Source organism: Primorskyibacter flagellatus (assembly GCF_900176485.1).
GTDB lineage: Bacteria > Pseudomonadota > Alphaproteobacteria > Rhodobacterales > Rhodobacteraceae > Primorskyibacter > Primorskyibacter flagellatus.
Genome location: NZ_FWYD01000015.1, coordinates 1 through 22,450 on the forward strand (window position 1 = coordinate 1; position 22,450 = coordinate 22,450).

The 22,450-nt window shown below is 58.2% G+C and carries 20 protein-coding genes; 7 read left to right on the forward strand and 13 right to left on the reverse strand.

Translation table 11 applies throughout. From position 1 onward, the window contains the following. Both B8991_RS15045 and B8991_RS15050 read right to left on the reverse strand, forming a co-directional pair. The coding region (locus tag B8991_RS15045; protein ID WP_084353825.1) for a hydantoinase/oxoprolinase family protein at window positions 1–1,739 on the reverse strand (1,739 nt) is incomplete at its 3' end. Between the two features lie 87 nt (window positions 1,740–1,826). After that, window positions 1,827–2,756, reverse strand: a complete 930-nt coding sequence (locus B8991_RS15050) for a helix-turn-helix domain-containing protein (RefSeq protein WP_235866648.1) — start codon at window positions 2,754–2,756, stop codon at window positions 1,827–1,829. A gap of 584 nt (window positions 2,757–3,340) precedes the next feature. Here B8991_RS15050 and B8991_RS15055 point away from each other — a divergent pair. From B8991_RS15055 to B8991_RS21525, 3 genes are all read left to right on the forward strand, one after another. After that, window positions 3,341–4,714, forward strand: a complete 1,374-nt coding sequence (locus B8991_RS15055; protein WP_040701702.1) for an aspartate aminotransferase family protein — start codon at window positions 3,341–3,343, stop codon at window positions 4,712–4,714. Window positions 4,715–4,972: 258 nt separating this feature from the next. Then, window positions 4,973–5,101 carry a hypothetical protein gene (locus tag B8991_RS22185; protein ID WP_007120576.1) on the forward strand — a complete coding sequence of 43 codons (129 nt, stop codon included), beginning with the start codon at window positions 4,973–4,975 and terminating at the stop codon, window positions 5,099–5,101. Between the two features lie 24 nt (window positions 5,102–5,125). Further along, window positions 5,126–5,458 carry an endonuclease toxin domain-containing protein gene (locus B8991_RS21525; protein WP_017467357.1) on the forward strand — a complete coding sequence of 111 codons (333 nt, stop codon included), beginning with the start codon at window positions 5,126–5,128 and terminating at the stop codon, window positions 5,456–5,458. Between the two features lie 59 nt (window positions 5,459–5,517). Here B8991_RS21525 and sugE read toward each other — a convergent pair whose 3' ends face one another. From sugE to tnpA, 4 genes are all read right to left on the reverse strand, one after another. Further along, the gene (gene sugE / locus B8991_RS15065; protein WP_017467358.1) at window positions 5,518–5,847 is read right to left on the reverse strand and encodes a quaternary ammonium compound efflux SMR transporter SugE; all 330 of its coding nucleotides are present in this window, start codon (window positions 5,845–5,847) and stop codon (window positions 5,518–5,520) included. A 32-nt stretch (window positions 5,848–5,879) separates the two neighbouring features. Continuing rightward, the gene (tnpC, locus tag B8991_RS15070) at window positions 5,880–7,583 is read right to left on the reverse strand and encodes an IS66 family transposase (protein ID WP_065331082.1); all 1,704 of its coding nucleotides are present in this window, start codon (window positions 7,581–7,583) and stop codon (window positions 5,880–5,882) included. 69 nt (window positions 7,584–7,652) lie between these two features. After that, window positions 7,653–8,000 (reverse strand): IS66 family insertion sequence element accessory protein TnpB, encoded by a 348-nt coding sequence (gene tnpB / locus B8991_RS15075; protein ID WP_017467473.1) that lies wholly within the window; start codon window positions 7,998–8,000, stop codon window positions 7,653–7,655. Beyond that, on the reverse strand, window positions 7,997–8,362 hold the full coding sequence (gene tnpA, locus B8991_RS15080) for an IS66-like element accessory protein TnpA (protein WP_065331083.1): 366 nt from the start codon (window positions 8,360–8,362) through the stop codon (window positions 7,997–7,999). The genes tnpB and tnpA overlap by 4 nt, the downstream gene beginning before the upstream one ends. A 120-nt stretch (window positions 8,363–8,482) precedes the next feature. Here tnpA and B8991_RS15085 point away from each other — a divergent pair, with 120 nt between their 5' ends. Further along, entirely contained in the window at window positions 8,483–8,695 is a 213-nt protein-coding gene (locus B8991_RS15085) for a DCL family protein (protein WP_084353826.1), read from the forward strand. 231 nt (window positions 8,696–8,926) lie between these two features. On the opposite strand, the gene B8991_RS15090 is transcribed toward B8991_RS15085, so the two are convergent. Continuing rightward, window positions 8,927–9,202 (reverse strand): WGR domain-containing protein, encoded by a 276-nt coding sequence (locus tag B8991_RS15090; protein WP_007120621.1) that lies wholly within the window; start codon window positions 9,200–9,202, stop codon window positions 8,927–8,929. Window positions 9,203–9,376: 174 nt separating this feature from the next. Between B8991_RS15090 and B8991_RS15095 the strand changes: the two genes are divergently transcribed. Beyond that, window positions 9,377–10,798 carry a phospholipase effector Tle1 domain-containing protein gene (locus B8991_RS15095; RefSeq protein ID WP_040701697.1) on the forward strand — a complete coding sequence of 474 codons (1,422 nt, stop codon included), beginning with the start codon at window positions 9,377–9,379 and terminating at the stop codon, window positions 10,796–10,798. A gap of 18 nt (window positions 10,799–10,816) precedes the next feature. On the opposite strand, the gene B8991_RS15100 is transcribed toward B8991_RS15095, so the two are convergent. From B8991_RS15100 to B8991_RS15120, 5 genes are all read right to left on the reverse strand, one after another. Continuing rightward, the gene (locus tag B8991_RS15100) at window positions 10,817–12,724 is read right to left on the reverse strand and encodes a type IV secretory system conjugative DNA transfer family protein (protein ID WP_084353827.1); all 1,908 of its coding nucleotides are present in this window, start codon (window positions 12,722–12,724) and stop codon (window positions 10,817–10,819) included. Between the two features lie 16 nt (window positions 12,725–12,740). Next, window positions 12,741–14,681, reverse strand: a complete 1,941-nt coding sequence (locus tag B8991_RS15105; RefSeq protein WP_084353828.1) for a relaxase/mobilization nuclease domain-containing protein — start codon at window positions 14,679–14,681, stop codon at window positions 12,741–12,743. After that, entirely contained in the window at window positions 14,674–15,387 is a 714-nt protein-coding gene (locus B8991_RS15110) for a helix-turn-helix domain-containing protein (protein ID WP_232272178.1), read from the reverse strand. The genes B8991_RS15105 and B8991_RS15110 overlap by 8 nt, the downstream gene beginning before the upstream one ends. Before the next feature lie 432 nt (window positions 15,388–15,819). Further along, entirely contained in the window at window positions 15,820–15,996 is a 177-nt protein-coding gene (locus B8991_RS21530) for a hypothetical protein (RefSeq protein WP_165198475.1), read from the reverse strand. A 634-nt stretch (window positions 15,997–16,630) separates the two neighbouring features. Then, window positions 16,631–16,969 (reverse strand): DUF736 domain-containing protein, encoded by a 339-nt coding sequence (locus tag B8991_RS15120; RefSeq protein ID WP_037207756.1) that lies wholly within the window; start codon window positions 16,967–16,969, stop codon window positions 16,631–16,633. Between the two features lie 582 nt (window positions 16,970–17,551). On the opposite strand from B8991_RS15120, the gene B8991_RS15130 reads away from it, so the two are divergent. Both B8991_RS15130 and B8991_RS15135 read left to right on the forward strand, forming a co-directional pair. Further along, the gene (locus B8991_RS15130; protein WP_143514619.1) at window positions 17,552–18,475 is read left to right on the forward strand and encodes an SIR2 family protein; all 924 of its coding nucleotides are present in this window, start codon (window positions 17,552–17,554) and stop codon (window positions 18,473–18,475) included. Between the two features lie 9 nt (window positions 18,476–18,484). Beyond that, the gene (locus tag B8991_RS15135) at window positions 18,485–20,230 is read left to right on the forward strand and encodes an ATP-binding protein (protein WP_084353831.1); all 1,746 of its coding nucleotides are present in this window, start codon (window positions 18,485–18,487) and stop codon (window positions 20,228–20,230) included. Window positions 20,231–20,273: 43 nt separating this feature from the next. On the opposite strand, the gene B8991_RS15140 is transcribed toward B8991_RS15135, so the two are convergent. Then, window positions 20,274–22,445 (reverse strand): DEAD/DEAH box helicase, encoded by a 2,172-nt coding sequence (locus tag B8991_RS15140; protein WP_084353832.1) that lies wholly within the window; start codon window positions 22,443–22,445, stop codon window positions 20,274–20,276. Window positions 22,446–22,450 lie beyond the last annotated feature (5 nt).

Consider the following 22,450-nt stretch of genomic DNA (forward strand, 5'->3'; position numbering starts at 1 on the left):
GGTGCGTCATCCCGGCGGAAGTTGAATTCGCGCTGGTGTTCGCTGTGGAACCCGTCGATCAAGGCCTCAATATCGGTGACCTTGGACGGCGCAGATACTGCCAAGGCACGCCATTGGCCCTGATACATCATCTCGACCGTGCGCTGCATGACAATGTCCTTGGGCGCTACGCCTTCGTGCTTCAAACGATCAGCGGCCATGGCCTCCAGCCGCTCGAAGGCGGCCTCCAAATCCTCCGGCTTGGTATCAGCCGCAGCAGCCATGAAGCTGTCTGAGAAGTCGTGCTGGATATCGACCAGCAGGCAACCCAGAGCCGATGTCACACCCGGATTGGGCGGGATAATGACAGTCGGGATCGACAACTCCTTGGCAATTGCCGCACCATGCAACGCCCCGGCTCCGCCAAACGCCACAAGCGCGAAGTCCCGTGGGTCATAACCTCGGCTAATCGACAGCAAACGCACCGCATTGGCCATATTTGCGTTTGCAACCGCAACCACGGCTTCGGCGGCTTCGTGCAGCTCCATTCCGAAAGGCTCGGCCACAGTCTCTCTGACCGACGCTTCGGCCAGGGCGGGATCAAGGGTAATCTTGCCCCCCGCGAGCGATGTGCCAAGGCGGCCCAGCACAACATTGGCGTCCGTGTTTGTGGCCACTTCATTGCCGTTCTTGTAGCAGGCAGGCCCAGGGAAGGCGCCCGCAGATTGCGGTCCGTTGCGCAGTGACCCGCCTTCGTCTTTCCACGCCAGAGATCCGCCGCCCGCACCAATGGTCAGCACTTCGATCGACGGGAACCGGATCGGATAGCCATATTCGATATACCAGTCTTTGGTGACACGCGACTTGCCTTCATACACCAAGGATACGTCCGTGCTGGTCCCGCCCATGTCAAAACCGATAGAATTGTCAAACCCGCAAAGGTTGCCAATAAAGCGGCTGGCAATCGCGCCCGCGGCAATGCCCGACCCTGCCAGACGCGCGGCAAAGTCTTTAACGCTGGCCGGGGTCATCACGCCGCCGCCCGTGTGCAGCAACAGCAGATCGCGTTCGTAGCCGCCGTCAGCCAGCTTACCCTCAAGGCGCGCTACATAATCAACGACCGAAGGCGACACGACCGCGTTTGCCATCGTTGTCGAGAAACGCTCGTGCTCAAAAATCTCCGGCAGGACCTGTGAAGAGATCGACACCGGCACATCCGGCATCACACTCAGCAGAATGTCTCGCATCCGCTCTTCATTGGCCCCATTGGTGTAAGAGTTCATAAAGCAGACAGCAACAGAGGCGACTTTGCGCTTCTTCAAAACATGCGCGATGCGCAGCGCTTCTTTTTCGTCCAGCTTTTCCAGAACCGTGCCGTTCGCGTCGACGCATTCACGGACGGTCAGACGGTCCCGACGCGGGATGTAGGGCTTGGCCACATCTTTGTAGGTGTCCCACAGATCCTCCTTGTTGGCCCGGCGGATTTCGACCACGTCGCGGAACCCTTCGGTGCAGATCATCGCAGAGCGCGCCAAATTACGTGTGATCAGCGCGTTTGTTGCCACGGTTGTCCCGTGCGAAAACATCGACACCTCGCTGAGGTCGATGCCGCCCTGATCAATCCCGTTGAGAATGGCAACCATCGGGTCATCCGGTGTCGATGACGTCTTTTCGATGCGGATCGCACCCGTTGTTTCGTCCATAATGACGACGTCGGTAAACGTCCCACCCACATCTACGGCAACTCTTGTGTTCTTCATGTCTACATCCTTCAAAAGACAACAGGGCATCAGGAAGGCGCCGGCGAAAGCCGACCCTACTTGGGGGTTTTCGGTTTTAGCTAAGGGTTACGGAGGGGCCGTCTTCTGGCCTTGCTGCGCGGCTTTGCGCGTTTCGGTCGGTGTGCAGCCGAACTGCGCACGATAGGCTTTGTTAAACTGGGATTGATCCGAAAACCCCCACCGATGGGCTATCTCGGCAATTGTGATGGGCCCTACGACGCTCAGGTCCTCGCGCGCGCGCACCAGACGCTTTTCGCGGATGAACCCGGAAACCGACCTGCCCGACTCCGAGAACAGTTGTTGCAGATAGCGCTGCGACACATTGCAGGCCTCTGCCACAAGACTTGAGGAGAGATTCTCATTGAAGAGGTTGTTGCGGATAAACTGTTCTGCGCGGTGCAGATGTGCTGCGCGGATTGTCGAGGTTTCGCTGTCCAGCACACGGTCATCTTTGCGGATTGAGAGGCACAGCAGATCAAGGATGTGCTTGCCAGCGGCCGCGCGCGCCTGCTCATCAAGCAAATCGACGTGCAGCGCCGTTGTCTTGACGGTATCCAGAAAATAACTGGCCACGCCGGCTGTGCCATCAAAACTCAGCGCGCCCAAACGGTCTGTTGGGCCGATGCGGGCCCGCACGCTTTCGGAAGACACCTTCAGCACCAACAGCTCGTTCGTCTGTTCATGCCAGAACTCGTAGGGCAAATCGCCCCGTTCTACCAGAAACTCGCCCGGTGAACATTTCGCCTGGCGGGCATTCTGGTCAAAGCCGACCGTCCCCAATCTTGGAATGGTAATCAGCAGACTGCTTTCAACTTCGTCCAGAAAGTGCCGCTTGTGCCTTTTGTAGAGAATGCCATCGCAACGCATCTGCGACAGACCGACGATACCGAGGTTCCAAGTATTGAGATCACCTGAAAAGGACTGGTCATCCGCCATCGTGGTCTCTAGGGGAAAGAACGTATCTGAGACAGCCGCCTGCCACTGGGTGGCAGTCATGAGCTTGTTTGCAGTTTTGTCCTTCTGATTCATCTAACGTCCCCAAAACACAAATGGCGAAAACACAACTGTCTCATGTGTTAAAATGATCGTAGCACCGTTCCGGCCAACCACTTTGGCAAAAAACGCACAAACTCTTGTGTCACGTGTCAATTCGCGCACTTGCGATTCTTTCATCGGGCCCAGAAAGGCCCTGGAAAATCCTAAATATCTAACTAAAACATATTTTTACCAACCATTTGCAGCGCGAGAACACCGCCAAATCGGGTCTTGGTTTTGTGAAACGGAAAGCTGCGAAGGCAACAACCTGAGCGGGATTGGGCCGCATTTTCCCCAAGATTCACGGCCGCTGCGCTTCAAAAAAACGAAGCATCCAAACAGAATCACAGGATGGAAGTGTCCTCAAACCACGACCGAAATCCCGGCGGGCGTTTCTGCTTCAAATGGGCGGCCTCGCTGGCCCGCAGACAGGATGCTCGGAACAAAACTGCTTGCTAAAAGCAAGAAAGCGGCGATAGCACTGAGGGCAAATCGCGGCCCCCTGCCGCGTGAAAAACGCCAACTTACAAGAAGTGATGCCTGCCATGGATGTGCGACCAAATTCAGACGAAGCCCGTGATATCGCTTATCATTTTCACAGCTATACCAATGCCGAAGCGCATGAAAAAATTGGTCCGCTGATCATTGAATCAGGCGAGGGAATCCACGTCACCGACTCAAACGGCAACCGCTATATCGAGGGCATGTCCGGCCTTTGGAGCGTGGCAGTCGGGTTCAACGAACAACGCCTTGTGGATGTCGCCAGCCGGCAAATGCAAAAGCTGCCTTACTACCACAACTTCTCGCACCGCTCGCATGGTCCGGCGATTGATCTTGCTGAAAAGCTGATCGAAATAGCCCCCGTGCCAATGAGCAAGGTTTTCTATACCAACTCGGGCTCCGAGGCGAACGATACGATCGTCAAGATGGTCTGGTATCGCTCGAACGCGCTCGGCAAGCCCGAGAAAAAGAAGATCATCTCGCGCCTGCGCGGCTATCACGGCGTGACAGTCGCAGCCGCGTCGATGACGGGTCTGCCCTATAACCACAAGTCCTTCGATCTGCCGATGGAGGGCATCTTGCACACCACTTGCCCGCACTACTGGCGCGAAGGTCAGGACGGCGAAAGCGAAGAAGCTTTTGCGTCACGCTGTGCCCAAGATCTTGATGACATGATCCAATCAGAGGGCCCCGAAACTGTAGCCGCATTCATCGCCGAGCCTGTCATGGGCGCGGGCGGTGTTGTTGTTCCTCCGGCGACCTACTGGGAGAAAATCCAAGCGGTTCTGGCGAAATACGATATCCTTCTTATCGCAGATGAAGTGATTTGCGGTTTTGGCCGCACGGGCAACATGTTTGGCTCTACAACCTTTGACATAAAGCCCGACATTCTCACCATGTCCAAGCAGATCACCTCCAGCTATTTCCCCTTTTCGGCTTTCATGATCAACGATCGGGTCTATCAGCCAATCGCCGACGAAAGCGGGCGCATCGGTGTTCTGGGGCATGGCTATACGGGCGGTGGCCACCCCGTCGGCGCAGCCGTAGCGCTGGAAAACATCAAGATTATCGAAGAGCGCGATCTTGTGGCCAATGCCGCCGAACGCGGTGCAGAATTGCAAGCTGGATTGACCGACCTGACGTCCCACCCTCTCGTTGGAGAGGCACGTGGCATTGGCCTCATAGGCGCACTTGAATTGATCGCCCCAGAGGGTAAATCAGGCGATTTTGCCCCTGGAAAACTCGGCGCCCAAATGAACGCAATCATGCTGCGCAACGGCCTCATCTCACGTAATATGACAGACGCGATGGCATTTTGTCCGCCATTGATAGTGGGCGCGAATGACGTGCGAGAAATCATCCAGATCACAAAAAAGAGTCTGGAGGAACTGGCCGCAGACATAAACGGGGCCGCCTAGTCAGGGGAACGACAAGCCAGAACTCTTACCCTTTCCCATCCGGGAAAAACTTGGGTCGGCCTGTCTACACATTTTCCGGGTGGCGCCTGTCACGCGAGCTGATCTTTACAAATCTCGTTCAACCAAGAGCTTCTTCGGGTGAACCTTTGCTGAGCGGCTTTCAGACCGGCGAGACTCCGTTCTTGTTGACGGCCTCTTCGTTGCTTTGGTGCGTTGCGGCGGCGCGGGCCGAGCTGTGACGCGCAGGACGCGGACGACATGCGCGACGCGCTTCTGCATGAGGCGGCAGAGGCGCGCCGCTTGCCCTCTGATCCTGACTGGGACGTCATCGAAAACTCCGGCCTCACCTGGGGCGGGCCGATCAGGGAGCAGGGTGGACCGTGGTAGGATCACCTGGAACGATTGGGCGGTTTGGGAGAGCGCACGCCCGACAACTTCAAGACGTTCGATTTCTTCGACGAAGATCGAGGCCTTGCCACAAGCGCAAAGACGCTCGAAACCCGCGCGCCGGGATATGCGGACCGGCCCAGCCGTATCTTTGGTGCATTGAAGCGCTATATTGATCAGATCGACAAGTTTGGAGGGGGTGTCGTAGGAGAAACAGTAATACTGCAAGCTCTCTGGGATTTCACCGTAAAGCCCTTCATCTACAAACTTCTCGGCCAGCTCCCGCAATGTCTCGACATGGTAGATGTCAATGTCATGCTGACCGAGCATTTCCTCGAAAGTGTATCCGCATTGTAAGCATCCAGGGAAGCCCCTCTGCACTGTGATCATAGCAGCTCGTTGATTGTCATTCGGCGCTAATGATTGGCCGTGGTTCCGACCAGTTTCAGCCCAACAATCCCAGCAACAATCAAGAGAAGACAGGCGACACGAGCCAAGTCTTTTTGCTCTCCCAAGATGGTCATTCCAATAATAGCAACGCCCACAGCCCCAATACCTGCCCAAACGGCATATGCAGTACCTACGGGAATGTCTTTCATTGCTTCAGCCAAGAGCCAGAAGCTTGCGATCATTGCGAGCACGGTCAGGACAGATGGCTGAAGTTTCGTGAAGCCTTGAGTGTATTTCAGACCAATTACCCACCCACATTCAAGAAGACCCGCAAAGAACAAGTAAACCCAAGCCATTTTACCTCCATAGGCGTCAATGAAAAGTTTGATCAGGCGGCGTGTTGATCCCCGACCTCAGCATTCTGCGCGTTGATCATGCCCTGAGATGCCCAAGGTAGCAACAGGGGGATGCGATTGACGGGATGATCCTGGATGCGTTCGAGCACCCAAGCGAGCCAGGCTTCGGGATTGACGTTGTTCATCTTTGCGGTCTCGATGAGAGTATAGGCGATTGCTGCGGATTTGCCGCCTGCCTCTGACCCCATGAAGAGGTAGTTCTTTCTTCCAACGGCCACAGGACGCACTGCCCGCTCGGCTGTGTTATTGTCGATTTCCAAGAAGCCGTTGTCGAGATAAGGCCGTGCCTTTGGCAGGCGCGCGAGGGCATATCGGATGGCCTTAGCCAGTGGCGTCTTGCCGGAGATTTTACCCAACTGCTCCTTGAGCCAGATCTCCAGATCATCAAAGATGGGCTTGGCGAGTTCCTGACGCAGGGCCACGCGCTCATGGGGTGGTAGGAACCGTGCCTGTGTTTCAACGTCATAGAGCTTTCGAATGCGCAAGACCGCTTCGCCCGCCACAGGCAGCTTCAGGCTTTCATACAGGGCATAAAACTCCCGTCGCACATGGGCCATACAGGCCATCTCCTTGATGCGCCCCGTGCGGTAGGCATCGTTATAGCCTGCATAGGCGTCCGCATGGGCGTAGCCCGTGTAGGATTTGAGATGTTCGCTCGGGTGTTCCGCACCTCGGTTGGTGGAGAACTGATACCACACGGCGGGTGGCGCGGCCCCGGACCAGGCGCTCTCATCTCGGGCATAGACCCATAGCCGTGCGGTTTTGCTCTTGTTTTTGCCACGCCCTTTGCCCTTCTGGAGCAGCTTGACCGTGGTATCATCCATGAAGATGGCTTGTGCCTCAAACACATGGTCACGGATGGCATCTGCCACGCGTTCAAGCAGCTTGGTGCATTTGCCCACCCAGAGGGCCATGAGCGATCCGCTCAGGTCGATGCCTTCGTTCTCAAACATCTGGCTTTGGCGATAGAGCGGCAGGTGATAGCCGTATTTGCAGCACAGGATATGCGCCATCAGCGCGGGACCCACAAAGCTCTTGGGGATGGGGCGGCTTGGCATCTCCGCCTGAACCACCTTGTCACAGCAGCTACAGGCCAAACGCGGGCGGTTGATCTGATTGACGATGTAATGGCCTGGAACATATTCCAACTCTTCCAGAACATCTGTTCCCAGCTCCCTGAAGCGGCCACCACAGTCTTCACAGGTCTCACCGGGGGTGATGGTCTTCTTGACCCGCTTAAGCCCCTTTGGGAAAGGCTTGCGTTTGCGCGGGGTGCGCGGCGGCTTTGGGACGTCTGCCTCGGAAGACGTCTGGCCCTCACCATCACCTTCAGTCTCTGCGGCTTGCTCGATCTCCAACTCTTCGAGGATCAGTTCCAGCGCCAGTTGCGCGCTGCTTTCCGACTTTGACCCAAAGCGGTGCTTTTTGTGACCATGCAATTGCAAGCGCAGATCAGCAATGAGGGTATCTCGGCTCTGGATGGCCCGCGCATGGGCGGTGCGCTCGGCAGCAAGGGCGGCTTCCATCTCATCCTTGAGGCGTTTTTGGGCGGAGGCATGGCTCAACGATTGGCCCAACAACTCCGCATCCTTACGGGCCAGTTCCGCCGCTTGTGCGGCTACAAAGGCCTGCACGTCAGGTGGCAGATCAGCCAGATTTGGAGGGGTCTTACGCATGCCATTCCATAGCAAAATCGGACATCAGGGGGAATCCCAAAACAGCAAGAAAGCCCATAAAACATTGCCTCAGCCCACCATCGCGGGCCGCCATGTCTTCTGCGGCATGCGCCAGTCTATGCCTTCCATCAGCATGGCCAACTGCGCGCGGCTCAGGTTGATTTTACCCTCGCTGGCCGTGGGCCAGACAAACCGACCCCGCTCCAAGCGCTTGGTGAACAAGCATGCACCCTGACCGTCCCACCAGATCATCTTGATCTGATCACCTCGCCGTCCCCGGAACAAAAACAGATGGCCGGAATAGGGATCGCCCGCCAGAACCTGCGCGGTCTGTGCCGCCAGACCGTTGAACCCACGCCGCATGTCCGTCACACCCGCCGCCAGCCAGATCTTCGCATCCGCCAGAACAGGGATCATGCCGCCAGCCCCCGCGCCAGTTCCAGCACAAAGCCAGCATCAACCCCGTCGCTAACGCTCAGCTTGCGCCCATTCTCCAGCGTGATCTCTATCCGGGAGCTGGCTGTAGGCCGCGCTTCCGGCAGCATCGGTACTGCATCGTGATCGCCGCCTGAAATCTCAACAGGCATGAACCCGGCATCATCAGACCCATCGGGTTGAAACCTGTCATCGCTGCGCCACGAATAAATCCGGCTTGTCGGCACGCCATGACGGCGAGAAACCATCGGCACACTGACACCATCGGCTTGGCTCTCTGCCACCAACCGCCGCTTGAACTCATCCGAGTATTTGGAACCCCGCCCAACCCGCCGTTTACTCATCTCAAAACCCTCATATTGCGCCAGTCAAATCGCCAGCCTCGCGCAATAATCGCACCTCAAATCAGCCCAAAATAGAGGGGGTTCCCTTGATGCTTACACGCAAACGACTTTTTTAGGGATATGCTGTACAAATATGAACTGGGTGACAAGGTAACCAATGAAGACGCCGAAATACTAACGCATCTCATGCATATGCATCCCGAAGCCGCCGAAAAGATCGGCCCGGGAATTGAAAGCTTCAGTGTAAGAACGGCGGATTACGGAACGCGCTGCTTCTGGGTCAACCGCGTCGATGGAACGACAGAAAAATTCTCCTTTCGAGCGTGTTACTGATCATCAACACAGAGCTGCCATCGGCTATCGCTCATTAATTGGCTCGTATTCGAGTTTATGCTCTTCCTGGTGTGCGGTGACCTGCCACTGGGCTCTGATCCAGCCATGACTGGTGCCCGGTTGGTCTTAAGCTGCCTACGGATTCTGGACCGCCGAAAGGTGGAGGATCCGGTTGCCGAAAACAAACGCGAAATACATGCTATGCGAAATCTTCTTCTCTAAAATTCAATCTTAGTTCTGCGCCACGGCTGCCCTATACCCTCGCTGCTTTTTGCTAGCATGGAGCTTCATGAGCGCCGTGACAGCCTTGCCCTCGTCATCATGAAATTCGATCATCATCTGCCCTCGAAACCCGATACGGCCCCATTCCCGCACGAGGCATGCGCCGCCAAACAGGTCTGGTTGAACACTCATTCTATAGAAGCGCCGCATGTTGATAGACAGGTCGACCCGCTTGAGATCGACTGTCGTCGGGAACACTTCCATTTGCTGCATCGTATCCAACATATTGGGCAATCCCTTCTCATGTGTCACAATATCAGGTAGACATATGTGTTTCCACTATGTTCTAATTTTTCCCGACTCGGGCGAAACATTTCCGCTGCACTCTCTCCTAGCTTGGCAGAACTGCTGCAGGTTTAGGATTTTGACTGTACTTCGTGTTCTTGAATAGGGCGACAAATGGTAAAGAACATCTGCATATTCTCGGACGGAACCGGCCAGATGGGTGGCGCCAGGCCAGACCAACGGCTGTCGAATGTTTACAAGATGTATCGAGCCATGCGTCCCGGCCCAGATTCACCAATTAGCCCTAAGGACCAAGTGGCTTTTTACGACCCGGGCTTGGGAACAGGAGAACGCGGTGGGTTTTTCGGTCGGATCAAGCCCATCCTGGAAAGCGCCGTCGGAACTGGCATCGACCACAACATAATCGATTGCTACGAGCAGATCATCGCCCATTACGAGCCCGGCGACCGTGTGTTGCTGTTTGGGTTCTCGCGCGGGGCCTACACAGTAAGAGCACTTGCAAACGTTATGAACCTCTGCGGTGTCCCGACGCAGATGCCAGATGGTTCGCCGGTCCCGCGTTACGGCCCCGGATTGCGCAAGATCGCCAAGGACGCTGTAAAATTCGTGTATAATCACGGTGCTGGAAAACCGCGCGGACAAGATCCTTACTTCAAGAACCGTGAAGAACTCGGCAAGCGATTTCGCAAGAAGTATTCGAGCTTTCCGCTCGTAGGCGAAGAAAATCAGGGAAACGTTCAGCCAACATTCATCGGGGTCTTCGACACGGTGGCATCACTGCGAACGGCAGTTGTCCGCACCTTGGTCTGGGGCGTCACGTTCGGGGTCGGGGCGGCTTTGGCCGCAGGCGTTGCACTCGGATGGTCTTGGCTTTTGGTTGTTCCGCTTGGCGTACTTCTAGTCGCGCTTCTTTGGCAGCTAGGTTCCCTGTTGCTCGACAACTTCAAGTATTTCTCGGACGATCCCGAGCGCAAACTGAAGCTCTGGCGCCCAACCGATTGGCCGCAGATTCTCAAGACGGGTCATTTCGCGGCTTGGAACAAGCGCAACTACGACAAGTGGCTGGATCCCGATGTCCAACACGCCCGTCACGCCATGGCGATCGACGAAGACCGTGCTGACTTTCCAAGGGTTGGATGGGCATCGAAGGCGGCCGCGATTGAGACCAAAGATCGAGAGCCGAAGTGGTTGAAGCAGGTCTGGTTCCCGGGCTGTCATAGCGACATCGGTGGAAGCTATCCTGAGGCAGAGTCCCGCCTGAGCGATATCGCCCTCGATTGGATGGTCGACGAATTGAAAGACTGCGTGCCGTCGATCCAGATCAACGAGAACGTCTTGAACCGCGCCCCTGACCCTCTGGGTTTGCAGCACCGCGAAGACGCGATGGTAGCATTTGGCCCCCTCCGCATCCGCTGGAAGAAGGGAATTCGCGCAGTTGGCGACGACTTCCCGCTCCATCCTTCAGTCGAAGAGCGCATGCGAGCCAAGGCCGTCGCCCAGTGTGGCGAGGTCAAACCCTACCGACCTGCCCAATTGAAAGAGCGACGCGACTTGAAATTCTACTACGACGAATAGGGGACTAGTCGACGGCGCTCACCCTCCCAACAATTCCTCGATGAAGTCCTCCTGCCGGTCGAGCGCCGCCTTCCAATCCTTCGGCACGGCGGCTTCCCTTTCGAGCGTCTCGGGCTCGGGCTGCCCGCGTCCGGCCTCAATCGGCATCACGCTCATCGCGCGCGCTTCGCGCCGCTGCGATCGATCCCGGACAGGCGCACGTTCGGCTAGTTTCGCCTGGTCGTCTGCGCCGACCTCAAAGTCACCGCCCCAGGGCCCCACGCCCTGCACACTCGGCGGATAGGGGAACGGCTTGCCGTCCTGGCGGGCCAGCATGTCCTTGAAGAACGGATCGTCGTAATACTTGATCCGGCTAGCCTTGATAGGGTGCTGGGGCGAAGCGAGGATTATGACCTCGTCGGGATCCATGAGGCGCGCTTCCGTCTCGGAAAGTAGCGGCCGCTCTTCCAGACGCGCCGAGGTCGAGGTCGCGCCAAGGAAGCCCTTGTTGCGACCGTACATCCGGGTCACCGCCTCGCGGGTGGTGCTGCCGACCGCGGCGGAGACCTCTTTCACCGTGCGCTGGTCCCGCGGGGTGATGTAGAGCTTCAGCCCTGCCCCGTTCTCGAGACTTTCACGGCCCTCGGGCCCGTAAATCCGATCAAGCGAAGCCAGCGACTGCGCGATCATCGCGACGCGGCCGCCATAGCTTGCCAGCGAATGGATCGCCCGCTCGAGATAGGGCATCGCCCCCATCTGCTGGAATTCGTCGATCATCATCATGACCGGCCAGGGCTCGTCCGGGCCGGGCTCGTTCAGCCGGATCGAGGCGATGAGATCGGCGAACATCAGGCGCAAGAGCGGCGCCAGCGTCGCGATGTGATCCTCGGACACCGCGATGTAAAGCGACTGAGGGGTCTTCCGGAAGGTCGAGAAATCGAAGTCGCTCGCCTCGGTGGCCGAGCGCACCGCCGGGTTGTCCCATTGCTTGAGACCGGCCGTCATCAGCGCCTGAATGTTCGAGGTCAGCAGCCGCGACGAGGCTGAGGCCGCATTGGTCCAGAGCTCGCGCAGGATGTCTTCCTCGGCCTCGTCGGCATAGGTCTTGTACTGGGCGTTCTTGTATTCGCCCCCGGCGACGATCTTGTTCACCTCGCCGAGGTTCGGCGTGCCGCGTTGGATCGCCAGCAGACAGGCCGCAACGAAGATCGACTTGCCGGCCTCGGAAAAGGTGTCGAGCGTCTTGTTGTCCTTGTCGAGGAAGAGGTCTGCCAGGATCGAGACCTCGGTGAAGCGCTGCGCGAATGTCGGGGCCTTGGCAATCCGCGCAAGCGGGTTGTACCGATGCGTGGCATTGGCCCAATCAAACGGGCTGAACCGATAGACCTCGTCGCCGTTGAGCGCCCGGAGCCGCGCGGTCTTCTCGAAGTTCTCGCCCTTCACGTCCAGCACCACAACCGAGCCCGCAAAGCTCAGAAGATTCGGGATCACGAAGCCAACCCCCTTACCGGCCCGGGTCGGCGCGACCATCATCACATGCGGGATGGTGGTCGAGGAGATGAACTCAGCTTTGGACGTCGGGGCTCCGAGCTTGCCACAGACAAAGCCCTTGCCAGGCGCTTGAAGCATGTCGTTCTTCTTCAGCTCCGCCTTGGTCTGCCAGTGGGCCGAGCCATAGTCGTCCCGCTCCTTCTTCCAGGTCCAGGCAAGCGCCAGGGCGCCGAGGCCAATCGCCCCGAAGCCTACGGCGCCAAACCCCACCTTGAACGCTTCGGGATGCGCCGCTCGGGTGCCCGCGCTGGCTTTCCAGAGCGCCAGCATGTCAAAACTACCAAACCCGGTTTTCAGGGCCAGGGTCAGGTAGAAGGCGGCGACGATGGTGCCGATGACGGCGCCGCAGATCACCCCGAAGAGGAGCGCGGCCCAAAGGGGGAGTGTCTTGGTCATGGTTGTCATCTCCCCCTTAGAATTCCATCTCGTCATCGAGACCACGATCTAGTGTTTTGTTTCGGGCAAGTTCACGCCCCATTTCCTGCGCCTCTTGCTGGCCGCGCATCCGCGCCACCTCCGTCGCCTTGTCCTGCTGCAACCCGGCGGCGCGGTCGGTGAAGACTTGGTCGCCGGTCTCCTCAAACGTCATCTCGAGGAATTCCTGCGTGACGGTGATCTGGTCGAGCTTGCTCGGAAGGGCCGCGTCCAGCACCTCGTAGTTGCCGCGGCGAAGTGCAGCCAAACCCTCCTCACCCAACTCCTTGAAGAGCTCGGATTGCAGGGTCCGCTCAACCACCTCTTCCTGTTCCTCGGTGAGCTTGCCGTCCCGAAGCATGTCGGCCAGGTCCTGCAGGTAGGGATTGGGCGTCCGGTCGTCTTCGTCGATGAGGGGCAGTGTCGCCTCCTCTTCGTCCGCGAGGGTTCGGCCGATCTCGACGCCCAGTTCCTTCGCCCGCTCCATCAGTGCGTCCATCACGCCGTCGACCTTTTCGAGCGCGGCATCGAGCTGGTCGTCACTCGCGGTCTCCACGCTGAGACCGTCCTTGGCCAGCACCGCGTTCATGTCGCGCTCGACCCAGTCTTGCGCCATGCCGTAGTTGCGCGTGCCGCCGGCAGTGATCCGGGCTACCAGCTCCTCGCTGTCCATGCCCACCTCCTCGGCGCGCTCGAGCACGTAGCGCAGCCCCTCGTCATTGCCGGATTGCAGCGCCGCAATCAGCACTTCGCTGCCCGCCCCCGGCGGATAGGGTTCTTCGAGCTGCTTTCCAAACCGTGCGCGCAGCTCCGGGTCAGGCACCATCTGCGAGAGGTCCGCGATGATCGGCGCGGCCTTGGCCTCGAAGGCGGCGCGCTCGGCCGGGTCCAATTCCTCGGCCTTGAGCCTCAGCGCCTCGATCGTGCGCTCGGAATAGTCGATCGCATCACCGACGGTCTTGATGTCCTTCATGTCTATCTCTCCTTCGGTGAAGTTCCAGGGCGTGCCGGAGCCGAGACCGTCTGCCATGCCGCGCACGGCGCGCGCCATGTGACGCTGGTCCATCCGGTCCAGCAGGTCGGCGAGGTACTTGTAGTCCTTGGCGAAGCCCACCACCTGCGCCTGCGCCATGGCGGATTCCTGGGCCGTCATGACGATCTCGCGCGGAAGGCGGGCCTCTTCCTTGGCGCGGTAGATCTCCTCAATCCCGGCGGGCTTCTCGAAAATGCCGCGCTCGAGCCGGGTGGTGGCGTCGAGCGTCACGCCGTAGCCTTCAGCGATCTCGGCCTGCTTCTCGCGCATCAGCTGCGGCGACATCACGCCCTCGGCCCAGCAAGAGAACCAGGTGCCGTTTTCGACGCCGCGATTGTTCAGGATGATATGGGCATGCTTGTGCGCCCGGTCGTCATGGACCGCGAGGACATAGTCCCACTGATCGCCATATTCCCCGCTCTCGAAGAAATGCTCCGTCCAGTCCATGGCGATGTCGCACACCTGATCGACCGTCACGTCGGTCGGGAACGAGAGCAGCATGTGCGAGGTGAACCCGAGCTTGGTCGAGCCGCGCCAGGTCCCGGCCCAATCCTCGATGATGTCTTCTTTCTGCTCCTCAGAAAGCACCGCCGCATCGGTCAGCGCGTTGGTCATCGTCGAATAGGTGTATACCGCCTTGTCGTTGATGTAGGAAATCTGCGCCCCGAGGCTACACCTCGTCTTGCAGCCTCCTGCCCGGATCCGTTTGAACACCGCAGCCCGGCTCTGCCCTGAAGCCACTTTCAGCGCGTTGCGCGCCGACATGGATCCGACGCGCGAGAAACTTCGCCCCTGCCGACGCCCCGCCAGCCGCGCGTCGATCCGCGCCGCGGCCTGACCCCGGATACGCTCATCCTCCCAGAGCCGGCCCATGACCGAGGCATAGAGGGCGAGCGGATCAGCCATTCCTGACGAGCCTCAAACCTGTCACGGTCTCGCGCGGGGTGCCCTCCAGAACCGCGCCATCCGCCCCCTGCCCTTCTTCCCTTTGCGGCCACTCCTGATGACGCAGCGCTTGCGCCGCATCCTTCATCCGGCCCATCTCACGGCTCATCGACTGCGCAAGATCGAGCAGTTCGATCAGCACTGCGCGATCCGCCGCCGAGACCTCCAGCCGACCGCGATGGACCGCCTTGGCGAGCACCATGCCAGCGTCGCTCACATCCTTCGCCTGTCGCCATGCGGCGCAAAATTCGGCGACCAGATCACGGGGCACATCGAGGAAACCGCACCGTCCGCGCAGCACCGCATTGAGCGCCTGTGACCGGTTGGAAAAACCCCGTTCGCGCCACTCGGCATCGAACGCTGCAAGCTCAGACTGACTAGCCCGGAAAGCCACTGTCTCGCTCGGATCGCGCGCTGCGATCCCCTCGCCCGCCTCCTCTTTCGCGAGCCGGTTCACGTGGCGCGGAGAGATACCGAACGCCGCCGCCAGCTCCTTCGCGCTCTCGCCCGCCGTGAAGCGCCGCGCCACTTCGATGCGCTCTTCAAGCTTCAGGTTTTTCGCTGGCCTCGGCACTAGGGCGTTCTCCCGCTGCCAGAAAAAGATTGCATGCGCAGACGCGCGCGAGGCAGCGATTGCTCGCAATCGCTTTCGCGTGCGGCGGAGCATTCAGCTTTGCGGGAAACGCCCATGACAGACCCCTCGGACAAAATGTGCAAACATTGGCCATATCCTGCCAACGTCTTCCTTCTCTCCTTTGCTTATACTTCAATACATCACATTGCGCAATATAACGTTTTGCATGCTGTGTCTTTTTGCTGGCAATAGGGTGCAGTCAAGACTGCTCCGCAGCGCGACATGGAACGCCGCCGTCCTCATCGATGCGCGGCAATCTGGTCGAATTAATCTGCCTAAACTTGCGCTGGAGCAGCACGCGATGTCAGGCAAACCGAGCGCCCGAGCCGGTAACGGATCGGGCGCGAAGAACACGAAAACGGCCCGCGCGAGATAGCGCGGGTCCCACCATTCGAGGGCGTCACGAAGCTTCTGAGAGACGGTGTCAAACCCCTGCGGATCAGTAGACCCGCAGGGGTGTCTGGGTCAGTGACCCAGTCCCTGAGAGCGCAGGTCGTCGTAGCGGCTGCGGGCGATCAGCGCCTCGGTCTCGAGGCTGTCGAGTGTCTCGGGATGGGCGTCTTCATCAAACGCGGCGAGGTAGGCATCAAAGGCCATGTCGGCTTGCAGTTCGGCGAGGTCGATGGATTGTTCGAGTGTCATGGTGTGATCCTTTCCGTTGATCGTCGTTGGACGGATCGTGGAAAAGACCGGGGGCATGAGAGCGGGCTGCACCCGGCACGGGGCGGAATGAAATGGAGCACGCCGGGGGCAGGTTTGTTGTGAGCGGTGCACCGCAGCGCTCAAGGCGCAGCCGTCCAGAAACCTGCCCCCAGCGTTGCCGGCCGCTCGACCCCGGGCTAGCGATCTGAGAGGCCAACAGGTCGACGGAAAGGCGCGCGACGGTGGCCCTGACGTGAGACGTCGCCCCCCGGACGCATGACGTTGATCTGCGGTTTACACCCTCGCGGCAAAGGGTGAGTTCGGCACCCTGGCAGCCTCGCCAACACGACCCAAGCGCGGGTTGCTCGACTGAGAGAAGGGGTGCGCTTACCTCGCACAGTGGGCTCCCATTTTTCCCCTGCTGACTTTCGGCTCACCCTCGGGTTCGCGCGATCCACTCTGTCCCTCAACAGAACGATCAAAGCTGCTTCTGCGATCGATCCAGTCAGACTATCCGCCTCGGTGTCAGCGTCCGAAATATGCCGCATCCTTCTGACACGGGTTTCGGACCCGAACCGCTGCCATTCCTCATAACGAGAAATAGCCAGACCGCCGGAGCGGTCTGGCCCTTGGCTTAGGCGGCGTCTTTCGGGCCCCAGGGGATGACGGCCTGCAGGGACAGATCGTCCTGGTTCGCGGCCTTGCCGAGGTTGGCGTTGAAGCCGTGGTCGCGGATGGTCAGCGTGTAGTAGTCGGCACCGGTCTCCTTGTTCTGCTTCTTCCAGATGCCGCCGCACTCGACCAGCTTGCCGCGCGGGGAGCGGCCGAGGACGCGGTGCGTGGGGGCCATCGGGTTCGTGCTCGCGACGGGCTCGACCGTGATGTCGAGGTCGAAGGTCAGGGTCGAGATGGAGCCTGTGCCCTTGGCGGTCTCGATGTCGGCGCTGGTGAATTTGATGCAGTTCGTGGTCATTGCTCTTCTCCTTGTTTGCGTTGCAATGATGGTCACCTTGCAGCTGGCCAAGGCCCGGGCACACCGAAGGCGAAGCGTAGCGGAGAGGGGCAGGTGCCGGTCTTTTTGCTCCGCGAGGAATGACCCGCAGGGTCAGGGGAAAAAGATCGGCGGCAACCTTTGTGGACGGGACGACAGCTGCGACCAGCATGTCATGCAACTCAGACAAAGGGAGAAGTGCGTTGGCCGCTAAGGAAGGATGGTGAACAGCCGTCAAAGATGCCAGAGGGCGCATGTTGATGCATGGATCATAGCTGGAGCAGGCATTTTCGGATCCATGTCACTTGCCAGATTCCCGACGCACCCACCTTGCGACGACAGCGAAAACTTGCTGTGACAAAGAAGTGCTACCGGGGGTATCGTAAGAGCGAAATTTTGGACCAAATCGTTTTCGGGCACAGACAAACTAAGCCGAAGTACAAGAAGTGAGGCAAAATAGCTTTGGAACTAGAAGAACTCGCAAAGCAGTGCCAAAACTGTGCACAGCATAGCCCAGTGATAGTCTTGGGCAGCGGGGCCTCGATACCGCATGGCATTCGTGGCATGGGGGATTTGGCCGTTTGGCTCCGCGATAATGTACAGGCCGACGATGGACCGGAAGTCGATGCCTGGACACTTGTTAGAACAGCCTTGGCCGCTGGAGATCATTTAGAAGCAGCACTAGAAAACAAGCCTCTACCCGACTCCTTGGTTGTCAAGATTGTCCGAAGTACCTGGGACTTCATCGCTCAGGGCGATTATAGCCTGCTCAAATCAGCTATAAAGACCGAGACCATTTTTCCGCTCCGCACCCTATTCACAGGTTTATTCCGAAGTACAAACCGCAATATCCATGTCGTAACAACAAACTACGACCGCGTTGCAGAGTATGCAGCCGATTCAGGCGGCTACATCCACAACACGGGTTTCCTTCCGGGCTATCTGCGACGGGCCGATGGGGCGGAGAATCTGATTTTCAAACAAGGGGCCAATTTGGCGCGGACGGTCACAGTCTGGAAAGTCCACGGGTCTCTTGATTGGTTTTCAGACCCGCATGGGGGTGTGATGTCGCTACCGATGACGAGCGAGTTGCCCGATGGTTTGGTTCCGTTGATCGTCACGCCAGGTGTAAGCAAATATCAGCGGACGCACGACGAGCCCTTTCGGAGCGCGATACAGGGCGCCGATCGTGTGTTGAGTGCCGCGACCGCATTCATTTGCATAGGATACGGGTTCCGCGACGGCCATATCCATCCGAAGCTGATGACGCGTTGTCGTGTGCATGACGTTCCCATCCTTGTCGCAGCGCGCACCTTAACGCCCGAAGCCAAGGATTTTCTCAAGAACAACGCCGGGCGTCACTACCTCGCGCTCGAGAACCACGATGAGGGGACGATGGTTTACAACCGTGACAGCCCAGACGGTATTGTTGTTACCGGGGGCAAATATTGGGAGTTGCCTGCATTGAACGAATTGATTGGGTTTTAGGAGGAAGAGTTGGGCATACTTGATTTCAACGATGATGAAAGTCTCGGCAAAATTATTGCCGTCGATACTGCCACTGTGACGGTGCGAGTCGATGAACTTGAACGCCTCAAACGGATTCAGGTCAATCGGTTGACCGCGATCAGAAGCTCGAAAGCCGGGCAGCACTTAATCGGGATAGTTTCGCGCATCACACGCAAAGCAGGTGACGAAACTGCAATAGACGGGTCTGAGGAGGATCCGGAAGCCGCGCTCCCCGAAAACAACCTCGTTCGGGTCGCTCTGATTGGAACACTCGTAGACAAGGAGGGGCTGAAAGAGAACGTCTTTAAGCGCACCCTAGAGACTGTGCCCGAAATCGATGCGGATTGCTTTTCCTTGGAAGGTCAGCGCCTGACAGACTTCATGCAGGTCATTTCGCAGGTTTCCGGCGACGGCCCGCAGCTTGATCTTGGTCGCTATGCTTTGGACGAGGACGCGCGGGCCTTCTTGAACGGCAACCGTCTGTTCCAACGTCATGCCATCGTGGTCGGTAGCACTGGCAGCGGCAAATCGTACACAACTGCGCGGCTCCTAGACCAGATTGCCGGTCTTCCACAAGCCAACGTAATCTTGTTCGATATCCATGGTGAGTACCAGACCCTCGATAGCGACGAGTTTCGGCATCTACGCATCGCTGGGCCGGGGGACATTGGACACGATCGCCGACTGGCCGACGGTGTTCTACATCTACCGTTCTGGCTTCTCGGCTATGAGGCATTGGTCGCTTTGTTTGTAGATCGGTCCGATCAGAACGCTCCGAACCAAGCCATGCTCATGACGCGCTGTATCACCGATGCGAAGCGCGCAATGCTTGATCCGGGAAAACACGCCGACATTCTTGCAAATTTCACTATCGATAGCCCCGTGCCTTTCGATATCGACAGTGTCCACAAGCAACTATCTGACTTGAACGAACAAATGGTTCCGGGCGCTAACAACAAGGATAAGCAAGGACCATACTTCGACAAGCTCAGCCGCTTAATCGCGCGATTTGAAGCCAAACGAAATGATCGCAGGCTTGGGTTCATATTTCAGCCGCCAGCAGCCTGTATGGATATGGCCTGGCTGTCGGAGGTAACGCATTTCCTGATAGGCGGGCGCGGATCGCAAGCTGATGGCAAGGGTGGGATCAAGATCATCAATTTCTCGGAAGTGCCGTCCGACATCCTGCCGCTCATGGTCAGCTTGATTGCTCGGCTGATATTCACAGTCAGCCAGTGGACGCCACCAGACAACCGTCATCCCATCGCATTGTTCTGCGATGAGGCACATCTGTATATCCCGGAGCGTGCATCGTCAGAGTCAGCCGATGAGATCTCTGTCGGGATTTTCGAGAGGATCGCCAAAGAAGGCAGGAAATACGGTGTTGGACTAGTGGTTATCAGCCAAAGACCATCCGAAGTGAACCGCACCGTTCTGAGCCAGTGCAACAATGTCATTGCGATGCGGCTGACCAACGGCGACGATCAATCCGTGATCAAACGGTTGCTGCCTGACAGCCTCGGCGGGTTTGGTGATCTTCTACCGGTCCTCGACATCGGTGAGGCATTGGTGGTCGGCGATGCGAGCTTGCTTCCGACGCGAGTTGTGGTGTCCGAGCCGCGCTTCAAGCCCAATAGCGCGACAGTCAATTTCTGGGATCGTTGGAGTGACGCGGCACCAGTTGCGGGAACGGAAGATGCCGTCCTTTCTTGGCGGAGACAAAGCAATCACTAGCCCTAGGAGCGATGAAAACAGTCAACGAGTATTGCCGCACATATTATGCTGGGACGATTCTACCGACCATCGCGGTAAGAGTATCGGGCGCAAGCTTGGAAGAAATTGCATCCAACTCCAAGAGGGGCTGCGACAGGTAAGGATGAAACTTCTCCGACATTAAATTCCCAGCTCCAGCGAACAGATCGACAGGTTCGCCAGATCGAATGTGCGCTAGTACCGTTTGAAGATCGGGGGTTTCGTCCCCGGCCTCCACCATCAGAAACCCGTCATGCAGTTCGACCGAAAACCCCTCACTTCTCAGTGCTAGCGCGAGGGTTGATGTCTTCACAGTACCGACCCGCGTCGCAATGACTGATGTATGCTCGCCAATGGTGTGTAGGTTATTGGCCCTAAACCCCAGCTGTTCATAGTGAGCACGCGCTTCCTCGAGCATCATCAAAGAGACTGTATCCATGTAAGCTGGGCTGGAATCCCCCTCGAGCACGGCGAACATTCGGTCGATCACTTTGTCATGAATGTCCCCCGCATCGCCGCCGAAGACGGGCGGCACACCAGCCTTCGCGGGTTTGACGACGATGACCTTTTCACGATCATGGATTTCTTGAACAACCCAACGTCGCCCAGAGAATATTAATAGCATCCCAGGGGCAAGAACATTATCGATCGGCAGGGTTCCAAGGTCCCGCCCCTCTGCGACCAACCGGAATTCCTCAGGCGTCTGAAACACCGCATAGAAGCTGTAATGCTCAACCAGTTTTTCGCCCGCGGGTCCCAAAAGCAACAGCCCGCTGCCGACCTGTTCGATCAAGCCGGTTTCTGGGTGGCCGATTGCACGCAACACATCTGCGAAGACTTCGGTTGTGACCTTCCGAAAGGGGCCTTCGCGGCAGAGCACATTGTAGACCACGCTTGCAGACGCACCGCCGCGCTGCGCTATGACTGACAGTATCTGGTGGACGAGCGTCGAGAGATGAAGCGCCTGAGGTTTTGGAGGTTCGCACCAGCCTTCCAGCAGCAAGTCTATCATCGCGATGGACCTGATCAGGCCGAGGCGAAGACGATCCACGAAACTGCTCTCCGGCGTCAACTTGGCTTCGACAGCATACTGCCTGAGAATGGCCGGCTGTCCTTCACGCCGGCCTGATCGGCCAAGCCGTTGTCGCAACGCGGCGACGCTGAATGGCGCACCGATTTGAGCCACGCAGGTCACGTCACCGATGTCGATTCCAAGCTCGAGCGTCGATGTGCAAACGGCTGTCGTCGGTTTCGCAGGGTCCTTCAAGCGCCGCTCAACGAAGTCACGGTGTTCTCGGGAGAGGCTCGCGTGGTGGGGATAGAATTCCTGTGGCAGGTGCTCCCGTTCGCAAAGCTCCCGCAACCGATCTGCGTAAATCTCGACCCGTTGACGCGCTCCGGCGAAGACCAGGTTGTCGCTGCCTCGAAGGTGTTTGAAAAGATGTGCTGCGATCGCGTCCGTTGCGGATGGGCTGTTTTCATCTTCATCGCCGGAAAGGTAACCGCGAAGCTGAAGCTTCAATTCAGCCTCGCCGCCATCTGCTTCGATCAGCTGGACAGCGTTTGCGGCGTCAGGGCGAAGATAGGCCTTAGCGAGGTCCATGTCGCCTAGCGTAGCTGACAGACCTATCCGACGGATTGGGCGCTTTATCGCGAGCTCGAGCCGTGTGAGCAGTGAACGAAGCTGGACACCGCGTTCGCTGTCCAGAACTGTGTGCAGCTCGTCGATCACGACCGCCCGTGTCGCCCCAAACAGGCGGGCAATTTCCAAACCGCGACGAATGAAAAGCGCCTCAAGGGACTCTGGGGTTATCAGAAGGATCCCTTTTGGAGATATCAACGCGCGCGTCTTGATGGATTGCGAGACATCTCCGTGCCAGGGAACAACCGGAAGCTCTGCTTCCTGGCAGATGCCCTCCAGCCGCATGGCCTGGTCCGTGATCAGGGCTTTCAGCGGACCGATGTAGAGCAGGTCGAAGCCGGTGCCGCCCGACGGCTCGTCAAGCACCTGTGAAATCAACGGCAGGAACGCCGCCTCGGTCTTTCCGCCCGCCGTAGAAGCTGCAACGATTAAATCGGCATTGGATTCGCAGATCGTCCGGATGGATCGCGCCTGGATGTCGCGAAGTTCGCGCCAACCTTTCTGGCGTATCCATTTCTGCACAGGCCTCGCCAGTTTGTCGAACGCACTGCTCATCGGCG